This window comes from Pseudomonas sp. A-R-19, assembly GCF_019956575.1.
Lineage (GTDB): Bacteria > Pseudomonadota > Gammaproteobacteria > Pseudomonadales > Pseudomonadaceae > Aquipseudomonas.
Genome location: NZ_JAHBDR010000078.1, coordinates 1 through 14,711, shown reverse-complemented (window position 1 = coordinate 14,711; position 14,711 = coordinate 1). Strand labels below are relative to the sequence as shown.

At 59.1% G+C, this 14,711-nt stretch carries 11 protein-coding genes and 1 pseudogene; 4 read left to right on the top strand and 8 right to left on the bottom strand.

Translation table 11 applies throughout. The features are described 5' to 3' along the window. Positions 1-6 precede the first annotated feature (6 nt). Both KGA88_RS22375 and KGA88_RS22370 read left to right on the top strand, forming a co-directional pair. Complete coding sequence (locus tag KGA88_RS22375; protein WP_110662776.1) at positions 7-1,671, top strand: condensation domain-containing protein; 1,665 nt, start codon at positions 7-9, stop codon at positions 1,669-1,671. Between the two features lie 367 nt (positions 1,672-2,038). After that, positions 2,039-2,956, top strand: coding sequence for a LysR family transcriptional regulator (locus tag KGA88_RS22370; protein WP_223594324.1), 918 nt, complete (start codon positions 2,039-2,041; stop codon positions 2,954-2,956). A gap of 10 nt (positions 2,957-2,966) precedes the next feature. Here KGA88_RS22370 and KGA88_RS22365 read toward each other — a convergent pair whose 3' ends face one another. Next, a complete protein-coding gene (locus tag KGA88_RS22365) occupies positions 2,967-4,406 on the bottom strand; it encodes a diguanylate cyclase (RefSeq protein ID WP_411740864.1) in 1,440 nt (479 codons plus the stop codon). Positions 4,407-4,528: 122 nt separating this feature from the next. After that, positions 4,529-5,056 carry a DUF3087 domain-containing protein gene (locus KGA88_RS22360; protein WP_223594321.1) on the bottom strand — a complete coding sequence of 176 codons (528 nt, stop codon included), beginning with the start codon at positions 5,054-5,056 and terminating at the stop codon, positions 4,529-4,531. A 233-nt stretch (positions 5,057-5,289) separates the two neighbouring features. Here KGA88_RS22360 and ppnN point away from each other — a divergent pair, with 233 nt between their 5' ends. Both ppnN and KGA88_RS22350 read left to right on the top strand, forming a co-directional pair. Continuing rightward, a complete protein-coding gene (gene ppnN, locus KGA88_RS22355; RefSeq protein WP_223594320.1) occupies positions 5,290-6,663 on the top strand; it encodes a nucleotide 5'-monophosphate nucleosidase PpnN in 1,374 nt (457 codons plus the stop codon). A gap of 90 nt (positions 6,664-6,753) precedes the next feature. Beyond that, complete coding sequence (locus tag KGA88_RS22350) at positions 6,754-7,200, top strand: NUDIX hydrolase (RefSeq protein ID WP_223594318.1); 447 nt, start codon at positions 6,754-6,756, stop codon at positions 7,198-7,200. Positions 7,201-7,328: 128 nt separating this feature from the next. Here KGA88_RS22350 and KGA88_RS22345 read toward each other — a convergent pair whose 3' ends face one another. The 6 genes and pseudogenes from KGA88_RS22345 to KGA88_RS22320 form a co-directional block, all read right to left on the bottom strand. Beyond that, positions 7,329-7,790, bottom strand: a complete 462-nt coding sequence (locus KGA88_RS22345; protein WP_223594316.1) for a hypothetical protein — start codon at positions 7,788-7,790, stop codon at positions 7,329-7,331. Between the two features lie 103 nt (positions 7,791-7,893). After that, positions 7,894-9,156, bottom strand: a complete 1,263-nt coding sequence (locus tag KGA88_RS22340; protein ID WP_223594314.1) for a sel1 repeat family protein — start codon at positions 9,154-9,156, stop codon at positions 7,894-7,896. Continuing rightward, positions 9,156-10,007 (bottom strand): annotated as a pseudogene (locus KGA88_RS22335) (phospholipase D-like domain-containing protein); the annotation flags it as partial. The pseudogene KGA88_RS22335 and the gene KGA88_RS22340, both read right to left, overlap by 1 nt. 147 nt (positions 10,008-10,154) lie before the next feature. After that, on the bottom strand, positions 10,155-11,417 hold the full coding sequence (locus KGA88_RS22330; protein ID WP_223594312.1) for a sel1 repeat family protein: 1,263 nt from the start codon (positions 11,415-11,417) through the stop codon (positions 10,155-10,157). After that, positions 11,417-13,234, bottom strand: coding sequence for a phospholipase D-like domain-containing protein (locus KGA88_RS22325; RefSeq protein ID WP_223594310.1), 1,818 nt, complete (start codon positions 13,232-13,234; stop codon positions 11,417-11,419). The genes KGA88_RS22330 and KGA88_RS22325 overlap by 1 nt, the downstream gene beginning before the upstream one ends. Next, the coding region (locus KGA88_RS22320; RefSeq protein ID WP_223594308.1) for a DUF2345 domain-containing protein at positions 13,231-14,711 on the bottom strand (1,481 nt) is incomplete at its 5' end. The genes KGA88_RS22325 and KGA88_RS22320, both read right to left, overlap by 4 nt.

The following is a 14,711-nucleotide window of genomic DNA, read 5'->3' as shown; positions in this document are numbered from 1 at the left end:
GGCATCATGAATCGCACCACACCGTCAGTCACTGGCGACGCTTCGACATTGGATCAATTACAAGCTATCTGGAAAGAAATCCTCAGCCACCAGACCATCTCGGCCGACAGCCATTTTTTTGAATGCGGCGCGACTTCCCTGTCGGTGATGATGCTGCTTGGCAGAATTGCCAACCTGTTCAATGTTGACCTGACCCCCGAAGATATTTTCGACCATCCGACACTGGCTCAGCAGACGGACTTGCTCAACAGAAGCGCACGCCAAGATAGTGAAAACAGCCTATTGCTGGGCGCCCATGCCTGGCGTCAGCGAGAAGGTGAAGATACGCCCGGACTGGCTCAACGCGAGGTCCTTGAAAAGCCCCCCGAAACCCCGGCCTATCTGGAAAATGTGGTGATGGCGTTTTACATTCGAGGCGAGTGTTCAGTGGCCAGGGTTCGCGAAGCCTTCGGCGTCGTACTTGACCAGCAACCAGCGTTACGTTGCAGTTTCAAATTCAACGCTCACGACCAATGGCGTCGTACACAACACGCCCGTGATGAGTTCCCGCTGCCTTTTCATCTGATAAACCTGCCGCTTGAAAGCGATATCAGCCGAACTGTGGTCGATCTGATCGTTGAGGAATCATTGACCGTCTTTGACCTGAGACATCCACCGTTGATTCGGGCAACCTACCTTGAATGCCAAGGGACAGATGACGTGCTGATTATCACTGCCCATCACATTGCATTCGATGGCTGGTCAGGTGCGGTACTGATGGACCAGCTTTGCGCGCACTATCAGTCATTACTCGCTACCGGCCTGCCTGACGAAGCCAAACACTGCCTGCAATATGCAGATTATACCGATGCCCAACATCAACGTTTGGCTGAAAACCTGCTGGATAAACATAACGTTTTTTGGCAAGAGACACTGAAACAACTGCCCGAACCCTTTCCACTGCGCGGCGCTATTGAGCGGCCTCGGCAATTTACCTATCGCAGTGCCGTTTTACCGCTCAATCTGGATGTGCAATACCCCGCAATCGCGCAATTGTGCAGCCGAACGGGCTTCAGCCTTTATACCGTTATCCTCACTGCATTCTTGGTTTCTCTCGCCAGAAACACAGGCATGATCGACCTCTACGTACGCTCTCCGGTGGCCAACCGGACTGACGCGGCCCTGGAGCCGGTGGTGGGGTATTTTGTTCACCCCATGGTAATTCGACCCCGGCTTTCTGAATGGTCTCCGTCTCAGTTGCTGCTGGAGCAGGTCAACCATTGCGTATTGGATGCCTATGGCCACGCCATGCTGCCGCCGCATTTTTTTGAGACGCACTGTTCGCCACGCGCTGTCGCTTACGGCTCCCGATTTCCCTATTGGTATAACCACCACAACTATCCCTCACGGCAGCGCCAATTAGGCACATCACAGCTCCACGGTATCGGGGTTCCGTCCAGTGGGATCAAGACCGATGTTTCGCTTAACACAATACGTACCGAAAGCGGATTGGTCGGTAGTCTTTCCTACTACCGTGACGCCATTCCTGAAGATTGTGTGCAAGCCCTGTTGGTCAGCTTCAAGCAGGCATTGGACGAGTTGCTTGCCATCCCACCCGGCGTACTTGTCGGTGAAAGCACCAACTTTAATCAGGAAGGCACCGGTAACCAGGCAACCGGGTTGCAACAATAATCGCGTAGCAGCGCTTGGGGATGAGCGCGGTTTTTATTGCCACCCACGGAACTCAGGAAACGCATATTCTTCTGCAGATACCGCATTACCCCTCAAGGATTTGCATATGCTGTCCACCGAAGACCTGGCGCTGCTCGAGTCGCGAAACCTGTAGGAGCTGGCTTGCCAGCGATGGGTCGAGAGACTTGCATCGCGCTCGCGGACGTCATCGCCAGCAAGCCGGCTCCTACAAGGATGCGGGACATGCTCGCTGCTGTAGGAGCTGGCTTGCCAGCGATGGATCGGGAGACTTGCATCGCGCTCGCGGACGTCATCGCCAGCAAGCCGGCTCCTACAGGGTTGCGATTTTCGTTTGAGGATTGTGCACATGCTGTCGACCGAAGACCTGGCGCTGCTCGAGGCCATCCGCGAAACCGGCAGCCTGTCGCGGGCGGCCGCGCATCTGGGCAAGGCGCCGTCGACCGTGTCCTATGCGGCGCGGCAACTGGAGGAGCGCTTCGATGCGTTGCTGTTCGACCGCCGCCGCTACCGGTTGCAACTGACCCCGGCGGGCGAGTTGCTGGTCAACGAAGCGGCGCGGCTGATGCAGGACGTCTCGCGCCTGACCCAACGGGTCCGGCAAGTCGCCAATGGCTGGGAGAGTCGCCTGTGGATCGTCACCGACGAACTGCTGGAGTTCGAGACCCTGATCCCGGTGATCGACGAGTTCGATGCGCTGCAATCCGGCGTACCGCTGCGCATCACCCAGGAAGTCCTCAAAGGGGTCTGGGAAGCCCTGCGTGAAGGCCGCGCGGACCTGGTCATCGGCGCCACCAATGAACCGCCAGCCATTGCCAACTTGCGCTGGATGCAACTGGGGGAAATGCAATGGGTGTTTGCGGTGTCGCCCAGACACCCGCTGGCCAAGGCCAAGGGCCCGATTACCCGGGCCATGGTCGCGCAGCATCGGGCGATTGTGGTGGCCGATTCATCAAGGGTCACCGAGGGCAGCACCTACGGCGTCACCGGCGGGCAAACGGTGCTGGCCGTGCCGAGCATGCGCGCGAAAATCCTCGCCCAGTGCCATGCGCTGGGGGTGGGCTGGCTGCCGCGGCACCGGGTGGGTTCGTTGCTGGAAAACGGCACGCTGATCGAGAAGCCGATGGCCGACCCGCGTGAGCCGAACATCCTCTACGCCGGCTGGCGTGGCGATCATGACGGACGCGCCCTGGGCTGGTGGCTGGAGCAGCTGAAAAAACCCTACCTGGCTACCCGGCTGGTGCAGGGAACGGACCGGTTTAATTGATGCCCGCCGTTCAGTTGGCAATCACGCTCATGTTCCGCCCACTGGCCTTGGCCACGTACAGCGCCTTGTCCGCCGCACCAATCAGTTCTTCGGGGCGGAGCTGGGACCCGGCATTGCAGGCACACACGCCGATGCTGACAGTCACCGCGCCTTGCGGGCTGTCGCTGTGGGCAATTTCAGCCTGCAGCACCGCGCGGCGAATTTTCTCCGCCACCAGAAAGGCTCCCACGTAATCGGTGCCGGGCAGCACCACCGCAAACTCCTCGCCACCATAACGGGCGGCGAGGTCACCCGGGCGCTTGATGTTGTTCGTGATGATCGCCCCGACCTTGCGCAAACACTCATCACCGGCCAGGTGGCCGTAGCGGTCGTTGAACGGTTTGAAATGATCGACATCGATCATCAGCAGCGCCAGCTCGGTCTGGCTGCGTCGGGCACGGCCCATTTCGGCGTCGATGAAAGCGTCGAGCTGACGCCGGTTGGCCAACCCCGTCAGTGCGTCCTTCAGGGCCAGGCCTTCGAGGTTGCGATTGACCTCCAGGAGCTTGTCCTGGGTGTCCAGCAACTCGACCTGCACCAGGTTCTGCTGCTTCATCAGCTTGATAAGCCGCAACCCCAGCACGCCGAGAACACTCAGCAGCAGCGTGACGATGCCGGCGCTGAGTAGCGTTTCCTTGCGCCAGCTGGCCAACACTTCACTCTTGTTCAGCGCGACAAAGACGATCAGCGGATAACCCTCGACCCGACGATAGCCCGTCACCCGCTCGACACCGTCGATAACCGACGTGATCGTGGCCGTGCCCGCATCGCCCTTGGGCAACAACTGGGTGAACAACGGACTCTTGGCCAGGCTGGTGCCGATCTCCGTTTCCTTGAAGGGCCTGCGGATGACAATGCTGGCATTGTCGGCGATCAGGTTGATCACGCCGTTACTGCCCATGTCGATGCTGTCGTAGAGCTGCAGGAAATGACTCAGGTAAATCGTCGCCAGCGCCACCCCGGCAAAGCTGCCGTCGGGATGATTGACCCGGCGCGAGACCGTCAGGATCCACTCGCCGCTCGAACGGCTCTTGATCGACGGCCCGATGTGCGGCCCGCGGCTGGGGTTGTCACGATGGAAAATGAAGTATTCGCGATCGGAATTGTTGACGCCGGTCTGGCCGGCGCCATTGGAATTGGCGAGCCACTGGCCGTTTTCGTCGAAAACGAACAAGCCATGGAGCTGGCTCAACTGATCGCGCTGGGCGTTAAGCAATTGCGGCAGCCGGGATTGATCGACACCCTCGTGTTCCAGACGATCGACCAGGGTGAACAGCAGCGTATCGGCCTGCTTGATCGTGGCCTGCGCTTGCGACGCCAGGGTCTGCGCAAGGTTGGACATCACCACTTCCTTGTCATGCAGGTGGTACTGGCGTGAGCTCCAGGCTTCCCAGATCACGATAGCCACCATCGACAGGCACACCGCCACCAGCAGGGTCACCGCCGAGCGGACCTTGAGCCGGGGCACGGCTGGCCGGAATACTTCAATATGATCGTTGATCGACGAATCTCCCCTGGTGCCTGGCAAAGATGTTAGCGCGACATCTGCTTCAGCGCCTCCAGCCACGCCGGATCCAGTCGCGTCTGCTCTGTATCGATGCCCAGCGCTTGCATTCGTTCCTTGTGCCGGTCCATTTCGCGGATCAACTGACTGTGATCGCTGGAGTTGCCATCGAGCTGATGCATCTGGTTCAAGCCCAAATGGTAGAAACGCAACAGCTTCATCGCAACCGGATCCCCCTTTTCCACGGCCGCCGTTACATGATGCATGACATTGGTGATGCTCATCAGGCTGCGCTTGAGTTGCCAACTGTAGACCGCGGGCTGCATCCATTCCTGGCGCCAGAACACTTGGCGCATCAGTGCCGCCATCGCCAGCACCGCGACAAACACGCCGCCGACGTTGAAGCGCAGGTTGTCGCCCCCCGGCGTGCCGAACAGGGCCACCGCCGCCGTCGACAGGAGCATCGCCAGCGCCAGGAAAATCAGGGCGATGATGACTGTGCTGCGCCGTGTCTGTTGCCGGTAGGTCTGGGCGTTCATCGGCTGGATTTCGAACATTGCGTCGGGTTTCCTGAGCTTCAATGGTAAAAAGGGGTCCGGGGCAAAAAGACTGCGGGCCATTATCGCCTCTGCGAGGGATTTAGCTATGCTGGGGCTCCTTTTCATCTTTTCATCGTCAAGCGGGGACATGGCGAGACCGCGCAGTTCGTGCCATCTTCTTTCATGAATACACATTATTCGGATGCCATTCGTAGTTGCTGTGTGAATGACATCGTTTTAAGGATCATTGAATGACCCAACGCCAAGTTATCAACGCCTCCGTCAGTCCCAAAGGCAGCCTGGAAACGCTCTCGCAACGGGAAGTCCAGCAATTGAGCGAAGCCGGTTCCGGCAGCACCTATACCCTCTTCCGCCAGTGCGCCCTGGCCATCCTCAACACCGGCGCCCATGTCGACAACGCCAAGACCATCCTTGAAGCCTACAAAGATTTTGAAATCCGCATTCACCAGCAGGACCGCGGCGTACGCCTGGAACTGCTGAACGCCCCGGCCGACGCCTTCGTCGACGGCGAAATGATCGCCAGTACCCGGGAAATGCTGTTCAGCGCCCTGCGTGACATCGTCTACACCGAAAACGAACTCGACAGCCAACGCATCGACCTGAGCAACTCCCAGGGCATCAGCGACTACGTCTTCCACCTGCTGCGCAACGCCCGCACCCTGCGTCCCGGCGTCGAGCCGAAGATCGTGGTGTGCTGGGGCGGGCACTCGATCAACACCGAAGAATACAAATACACCAAGAAAGTTGGCCACGAACTGGGCCTGCGCAGCCTGGACATCTGCACCGGTTGCGGTCCCGGCGTGATGAAAGGCCCGATGAAAGGCGCAACCATCGCCCACGCCAAGCAACGCATCCACGGCGGTCGCTACCTGGGCCTGACCGAACCTGGCATCATCGCCGCCGAAGCGCCTAACCCGATCGTCAACGAACTAGTGATCCTGCCGGACATCGAAAAACGCCTGGAAGCCTTCGTCCGCGTCGGCCACGGCATCATCATCTTCCCGGGCGGCGCCGGCACGGCCGAAGAGTTCCTTTACCTGCTGGGCATCCTGATGCACCCGGACAATGAAGGCCTGCCCTTCCCGGTCATCCTCACCGGGCCGAAACACGCCGCGCCGTACCTGGAACAACTGGACGCGTTCGTCGGCGCCACCCTGGGCGACGCCGCCAAGCAGCACTACCAGATCATCATCGATAACCCGGCCGAGGTGGCGCGGCAGATGACCCAGGGCCTCAAGGCGGTCAAGCAGTTCCGCCGCGAGCGCAACGATGCGTTCCACTTCAACTGGCTGCTGAAAATCGACGAAGGCTTCCAGCGCCCGTTCGACCCGACCCACGAAAACATGGCCAACCTGAAACTGAGCCTCGACCTGCCGCCCCACGAACTGGCGGCCAACCTGCGCCGCGCGTTCTCCGGCATCGTCGCCGGCAACGTCAAGGACAAGGGCATCCGCCTGATCGAAGAGCACGGGCCCTACCAGATCCATGGCGACGCGGCGATCATGCAACCGCTGGACCTGCTGCTCAAAGCCTTCGTCGCCCAGCACCGCATGAAACTGCCAGGTGGCGCGGCGTATGTGCCGTGTTATCGGGTGGTGGCGTAACCCTTTCGGCAACGCTATGCCGATGTAAGCCTTACCGTCGCGAGCCGCAGTGAAAGCTGCGGCTCGCTTACTTCTATGGAAAGAAAAAACATGCGCCAACGTGATTCAGTGCGACTGCTGGTGATCAATCCTTCGAAACAGGTTCTGCTGTTTCACTTCCAGCACAAAAACGACGCCCTCGCCGGCCAAAGCCACTGGGCGACACCTGGTGGCGGGGTTGAGCCGGGTGAGTCGTTTGAGGCTGCGGCGGTTCGTGAGTTGTTTGAAGAGACCGGACTGCGTGTCGCCAATGTAGGTGCCAGCATTTCCGAACGCAGGTTTGCGATGATGCTGCCCAGTGGCGAAACGGTGCTGTCGGTTGAACGGTATTTTGTGGTTCATACCGAGGGTGAGGAATTGTCCCGTGAGGGATGGACGGCCAATGAAGTTCGGGTGATGGCGGATCACAGGTGGTGGTCGGTGGCCGAATTGCAGCGGACAGGCGAAACGGTTTGGCCGGAGAGGTTGATTGAGATGCTGGAGAGCGCGCTGAATTAACGAGCTTTGCGCGAACATCTCCCTGTAGGAGCGAGCATGCTCGCGATGGTGGTCAACGATAACGCGGAAATTCTGACAACGCGCGGCGTCCTTGAATACCTCGCTAACAAGCTCGCTCCTACAGGGAATCAATGTACCTGACCGCTGGCCGATTTTCCTTGGCGAACCATAATTTCATTGTCCTTGCTGATGGTTTGCTCGATGTTGTAACCGATAAGGCCAATCACTTGACCCTCTTTTGAATACGTCACCTCGACATAACCCCCGCCAACATAATCTACGCGATAAATACGCATGCCATTCACAGTGCGCATCGCAAAGGACTCAATTTCGGATAAATCCTCGATCCCTACTGATTTGGGGATCAAATTCTCGATCCTGATGTTTCCCCCGACATGCCGGTACACTATTGACCCATCGGGGCGAGTGACTTTCATGCCGCCCTCTACCTTCTCCACCACGCTGCCACAAACCTGGGCACTAAGGAAGCTACCTTCCTGGTCTACCTGAACAAAGCAATCGTCTGCTGTCGTTTCCGTTCCTTGTGGGTCTGCCTCAACGTTTATTTTGCCTGTTTTTAGTTTGGTCATTGTGCTGCTCCTTGCAGATGCCGGAATTGGCGTTGATTTGTCAGGCTCTCGCTACCGATCAACAACCGCCGAGCGCCTCGACTGATAATCGGAGCAGAAATGCTCAGGCTTCACCGAACAATATCCATTCGATGTTTTCCTCTGCGACGGTAATACGATCGGCGAGCAGGAAACGGCTATGGCTACGCCGGACGTTCAGGGTCGGCATCTTTTCGCCCTTTTCGAAACGTCGGATCTCGTCGACGATGCCTTCCGCTCTCCAATAGCCGGATTGCGGGCAGGCTTGACCGCTGTTGCAGGTCAGCTTGCGGTAAGGCTCCCGGATGAAATCGGGAGATGCTGGCAGAGGTCGACCGGAAGTGGGGTCGAGGAGCTTGGCCTTGGCCAGTTGCTGGATCAGCGCTTCGCTGGGCTTTTCTGGCGGGACGTTGGCCAGACGATCTTCGAGCCATTGCAGCTTGCCGTCCCAGACAGGGAGTTTGGCCGGTGGCAGCGGGAGGATTTCGTTGATTTCGGGGACTTTGGGGTTGGCGTAGGAGTAGCCAGAGAGCACTTTCCAGATTTTTTCGTAGCGTTCGGCACGTTCGATGTCTTCAATTTGCCCGATGTAATGCATCGTATTAGAGGGCGGTGGCGCGCGAAATGCCGCACTCAAGCGGCCGGCAGCGCCATCACTGCCCCCCGCCACGCCCATCTGTAAGACTTCTATTGCTTCGCTATATTTTTGTTCATCTTTTAAATAAAGCGACAGCATGACAGCAGCTTTGCCATGCCCCTGTTCAGCAGCACAACGGCGCATCTGCCGTGCAACTTCTGGAGCAATGCTCTTTGGCGCCAGCTTGTCCCCCACGTCGTATTGCGCCTGGGCGTTGCCTTCATCTGCTGCTTTGCGAAAATAACGTAACGCCATCTCCGGATCCTGCTTAAGCCCGGCCGAACCCTGCTGAAGGAAGATCCCTACAAAGTAGTAACCTGTCGCTACACCAGCATCCATCAGTTGTTGACTCAAACGCAGGTGTTCGGCGCCACGCAACTGGAAACGGCCGCGCATGCCACCGTTCTGCAAGTTGATGTTGGCTTTGTAATGACCATTTTCGGCGGCGATGCGGTACAACCGCTCGATTTCGACGTCGACAGTTTTTTCCGGTATGAGCTGATTGTTTTTTTGCAACCAGCGGGCGTAGTGGAACAGCACGCCAGATTCGGCACTGGCTTCCGGGATATTTTCGTGGGCACAGGTGAAGGCCAGATTGGCTTTGATTTCCGTCAGAGGTTTCACATGAGGGTCCTTCTTCAGATAGTTAAAGGTGCTGCGACTATCGCAAGCCGCCAATAGCAGGCAGCAGAGCAGGAGAAAACAGCGCATCAGTCGAGGTCGCTCAGTTTGGCCTTGCCGTAGTAAAACTCGACGAGGGGGGTGTCAGGCGTTGTCTCGTCTTCCTGGTGTTTTTTGTTTGTTTCGATGATCTCCTGCCAAGCTTTGAAAGCCAGCCCCGCATCATCCTGCACCCCCGTCCCATCCGTATGCAGATCCCACAACCGCCGCCGCATTGCCTGGGTCACACTCATCCACTCATGGGCAATGTTCAGCTCACTATCGACCTGCATGCTCCGGGTATTGATGTTGGCCGAACCGTGGGTGGTGAACACGTCATCGACGATCATCAGCTTGGAGTGGACGTACACCGGCATCCATTCCCTGCCCGCCGGTGAGTCCGGCGCGACCAGCGAACACAGGTGCACTTTCAGGCCGGGGATGTCCTCCGGGGTGACGGTGCTGTCCTTGATTTGCTTGATGTGCCAATCGAGTTCGGCCTGCCACTCGGCCAGTTCCCGGTGCCCGGCACGGTCGCGGGGCTCGGGAATCGGCCGGGGTGATGCTTGCGCTTTTACCTGTTCGATGCGCCGCAGCTTGGTCACTTCGGGAATGGTCTCGGCCCGCCCGAGGCTTTCGAGCATACGCTGGGTGTTGCGGGTGCCGGCGCCGACGCTGTCGTCGCCAGCGTTGGTAATGACGAACAGGTGCAGGGGGCCGTGCAGCCCGGGATCGCGACCACCTTCGGTTTGAGCGGCGGCGACTTTCTTGATCAGTTCAGCCAGGGGTGGCCAGCGAAAGTACTGGTTCTCGATGTAGATGAACTGGGTCGCGTTGTTCACCGCTTGCAGGTAGAGCGTCTCGATGTCGCGTTTGCCTTTTTGTGCCTGCCTTCGCGGGATGCCTGTAGTCGTTTCACCTCCATGTGCGTCTGCCTCAAACTGGGTCATTGCGCTGCTCTTGTGGTTGCCGGAATTGGCGTTGATTTGTCAGGCTCTTGCTACCGATCAACCGCCGAGCGCCTCGACTGATAATCGGAGCAGAAATGCTCAGGCTTTACCGAACAATATCCATTCGATGTTTTCCTCTGCGACGGTAATTCGGTCGGCGAGCAGGAAACGGCTATGGCTACGCCGGACGTTCAGGGTCGGCATCATTTCGCCTTTCTCGAAACGTCGGATCTCGTCGACGATGCCTTCCGCTCTCCAATAGCCGGATTGCGGGCAGGCTTGACCGCTGTTGCAGGTCAGCTTGCGGTAAGGCTCCCGGATAAAATCGGGAGATGCTGGCAGCGGTCGACCGGAGGCGGCGTCGAGGAGTTTGGCCTTGGCCAGTTGCTGGATCAGCGCTTCGCTGGGTTTTTCTGGCGGGACGTTGGCCAGGCGATCTTCGAGCCATTGCAGCTTGCCGTCCCAAGCGGGGAGTTTGGCCGGTGGCAGCGGGAGGATTTCGTTGATTTCGGGGACTTTGGGGTTGGCGTAGGAGTAGCCAGAGAGCACTTTCCAGATTTTTTCGTAGCGCTCTGCGCGTTCGAGGTCTTCCTTTTGACCGAGGTAGTGCAATTCATTCGTAGGTTCTGGACCGCGAAATCCCTCCTCTATAAAACCGGCTGAAGTCTCATCTCCAGCCGCCACTCCGAGTTGGAATGCTTCGAGCGCTTCTTGATACTGTCCCTTAGTTTGAAGATGGACGCCTAATTCTGTAGCCGCTTCGCCGTGGCCTTGTTCGGCAGCGCATCTGCGCATCTGCCGGGCAATAGAGGGGGCGATGCTCTTCGGCGCCAACTTGTTACCCACATCGTACTGAGACTGGGCGTTACCTTGATCGGCGGCCTTGCGAAAATAACGTAACGCCATCTCCGGATCCTGCTTAAGCCCGGCCGCCCCCTGCTGAAGGAAGATCCCTACAAAGTAGTAACCTGTCGCCACACCAGCATCCATCAGTTGTTGACTCAAACGCAGGTGTTCGGCGCCACGCAACTGGAACCGTTGCCGCATGCCACCGTTCTGCAGGTTGATGTTGGCCTTGAAATGCCCATTTTCGGCGGCAATGCGGTACAACCGCTCGATTTCGACATCGACAGTTTTGTCCGGTATGAGCTGGTTGTTTTTCTGTAGCCAGCGGGCGTAGTGAAACAGCACGTCGGCTTCGGCGCTGGCTTCTGGGATATGTTCGTGGGCGCAGGTAAAGGCCAGATTGGCTTTTATTTCCGTCAGAGGTTTCACATGAGGATCCTTCTTCAGATAGTTAAAGGTGCTGCGGTCATCGCAAGCCACCAACAGCAGACAGGAGAGCAGGAGAAAACGGCGCATCAGTCGAGGTCGCTCAGTTTGGCCTTGCCGTAGTAAAACTCGACGAGGGGGGCGTAAGGCTCTGCTTCGTCGTCTCGATACTCTTTGTTTTTTTTGATGATCTCCTGCCAAGCCCTGAAGGCCTTGCCCACATCCTCCTGCACCCCCTTTCCATCCGTATGCAGGTCCCACAACCGCCGCCTCAACGCCTGGGTCACACTCATCCACTCATGGGCAATGTTCAGCTCACTATCCACCTGCATGCTCCGGGTATTGATGTTGGCCGAACCGTGGGTGGTGAACACGTCATCGACGATCATCAGCTTGGAGTGGACGTACACCGGCATCCATTCCCGGCCCGCCGGTGAGTCCGGCGCGACCAGCGAACACAGGTGCACTTTCAGGCCCGGGATGTCCTCCGGGGTGACGGTGCTGTCCTGGATTTGCTTGATGTGCCAATCAAGTTCGGCCTGCCACTCGGCCAGTTCCCGGTGCCCGGCGCGGTCGCGGGGCTCGGGAATCGGCCGGGGGGATGCTTGCGCTTTTACCTGTTCGATGCGCCGCAGCTTGGTCACTTCGGGAATGGTCTCGGCCCGCCCGAGGCTTTCGAGCATGCGCTGGGTGTTGCGGGTGCCGGCGCCCACGCTGTCGTCGCCGGCGTTGGTAATGACGAACAGGTGCAGGGGGCCGTGCAGCCCGGGATCGCGACCACCTTCGGTTTGAGCGGCGGCGACTTTCTTGATCAGTTCAGCCAGGGGTGGCCAGCGAAAGTACTGGTTCTCGATGTAGATGAACTGGGTCGCGTTGTTCACCGCTTGCAGGTAGAGCGTCTCGATGTCGCGTTTGCCTTCCTGGGCCTGGGTGCGCAGGATCTGCGCGATTTGCTTCGTCGCGCCGGCGTTGCATTGCAGCCGCAGCCCGAGTTGCTTGGCCTCGCGCGACGCCATCAGGTCCTCACCAGTCTCCTTGAACCACGCCGTGGCGAAGTTGTGGTGCAGGTGTTCGAGGATGGGGCCGCTGACCTGGCTGGAGATGTCCTGACGCGGGGTACTGCCCCGTGGGCCTTGGTTGGGTGCCGGCTTGTTGCCTTCGGCACGGTTCAACGCTGTGTGAGCACTGGTGTCCCAGTATTCGTCGAGCATGTTGTGGCCCATGACGAAGCCGACGGCGCTTTCAGGGAGTTCGTAGTCTACCAGCACGGTCTTTTGGTGGTGGGTGGCGGTGAGCTTCAGGGTTTGGCGCATCTTGCTGCTGATGTCCGGGTCGAGGCTTTCATACTTCACCCAGTGGGAAATTTCAGCCCTTTCCTCCCAACTGAAACCACGACTGACGAATGCTGGCAGGCCGTTCGCGACCTGTTGCGCCGCTTTGTTGCCTGCGACCGCACATCGGGCAAACCACTCGCGGTCTTCGGTGTATTGCGCCTCGGTGGAGCGCTGCAGCGCCCGATCGGCGATACGCAGCGAGCCTTTGCCGGGCAGGTTGGCTTCGCCGCCCACCCCCGCCAGATTGAAAGGCATTTCCCAACCCAGTATCCGTACCTTGACGCCTGTCTTGGTCCTGGCCTTGGCCAGGAGGAGTTCACCGATGCTCGGCGCCTTGCCGTCGCGGATGAAAAACATCGAGGGCTGAAAACCCCAGCAGATGATGTCGATGGATTGTTTGGCTGCCGCGATGGCCTCGTACACGGCTTTGAAGGCTTCCTCGCCGTTGATCAACGCTTGATAGGTCGCGCCTACCGGATGGTATTCGGTATTGCGCACGTACCAGGGCGCTGTGCAGGTGGCCGTGTTGGTGTGCTGCAGTGCGATGGGCACCACGCATTCGAATTGAGTCATTGGGTTTTCCCTTCCTGATCGGTGATGCCTGCGCGCGCGGCGTACTGCCCGCGATGATCGGTGTGCGATGCGGGCTGATTGACGCTGGTATCGGTTTGCGAGGGGTGGTTATGCAGACCCTGATTGGCGAGCACCGCCTGTTCGGCATTGCGGTAGTCGGTCGGTACCGGGATCTGGTAAACCGTGCCGTTGGCCAGGACAACGCGGTAGCCTCGGGTCACCACCTGATGGTCAATCGATATGAGACCGGTCTTGTCCAGCACGCCTTTTTTGAGTACCGCGCCGTCGGCCAACAGCGTGTAGGGCATGCCGGCCCAACCGTGACTGGAGGCGTTCGGAGCGGGCGCCAGGCTCAGGTTAATCATTTCTTTCGACAGGATTTTGGGGTAGTCCGGGTGCGTGGCCTTCATGTTCGCCGGGCCGCTGTAGTCGTAGTGCGCCGCCTTGACCTTGTGGTCGCCCGCCGTGCCGGACTCGATGCAACACTCATCCAGACTGAAGTAACTGCCCCCACCGTTAAGGACGATTTTCTTCTTCGCTGTGATGTGGATTTCATCTTCGGTGCTGGTGATGTCCAGGCCGTGCCGGGCGATCAGTTCCAGTTTGTCGTTCTGCGCCTGCACACTCACCGGGCCCTGATTGGCGATCAGCTTGATGCCGAGCTTGCGCACGAACAGGCTCACCCCCTGCCCCACGCCGATGAACAGGCGCTTGATCACGCTGAGGTCAGCCTCGCCGCCGGCATTGAGCATCAGGTTGTCCTGGGCCGCCAGTTGCAGGTGCTGGCCGCTGGTGAGGGCAATGCCCTGCGGGGCGCTGAGCAGCAGGACTTGGGACTTGAGCTGTTCGAGGTCCTGGCGCAACAGGTTCAGTTGCGCGGCCACGTCCGCCGGTTCGGCAGTGGCGGTCTGGGCGTCGCTGGAGAGTTGTTGCAGCTGTTCACCGGCCTGTTGCAAACGGGCCACGGCGGCGTCCATGTCCAGCACCGGGCCCTGCGCCTTGGCCTGCGCGTCGGCACTGATGAATACGCCTTTGCCTGCACGCAAACTGCCCCAATCATCCGTCCTCAGCTCAAACCCTTCCCCCCGCTTCTTGCGCTGGCCATCCACCAGATGCCCCAGATTGAGCTGACTCTTGCCGCCATACTCGGTACTGAGCTTGACGTGCTCCTGCCCCCGCGTGTCATCCATGCGCAGCTTGTTGTTGGCCGGCGTGCGCAGCACGTTGCGGTGGTCGTTGCGCTGGGTCACCAGGTCCGGGTGCTGGTCGTCGTGCAGGGCGTGGGCGATGTAGGGGCGGTCCGGATCGCCCTGTTCGAAGGCGATGGCCACTTCGGTGCCGGCGATCAGCGGCAGGTGCAGGCCGTAGGTGTCGCCGGCGTAGGCGCGGGCCTGGCGCAGCCATTTGCTTTCGCGGCCGGCGGGCCAGGTGTCGCGGTCGAAGAGAAACTTGACCCGGTAGCGCCCTTGCATGTCGA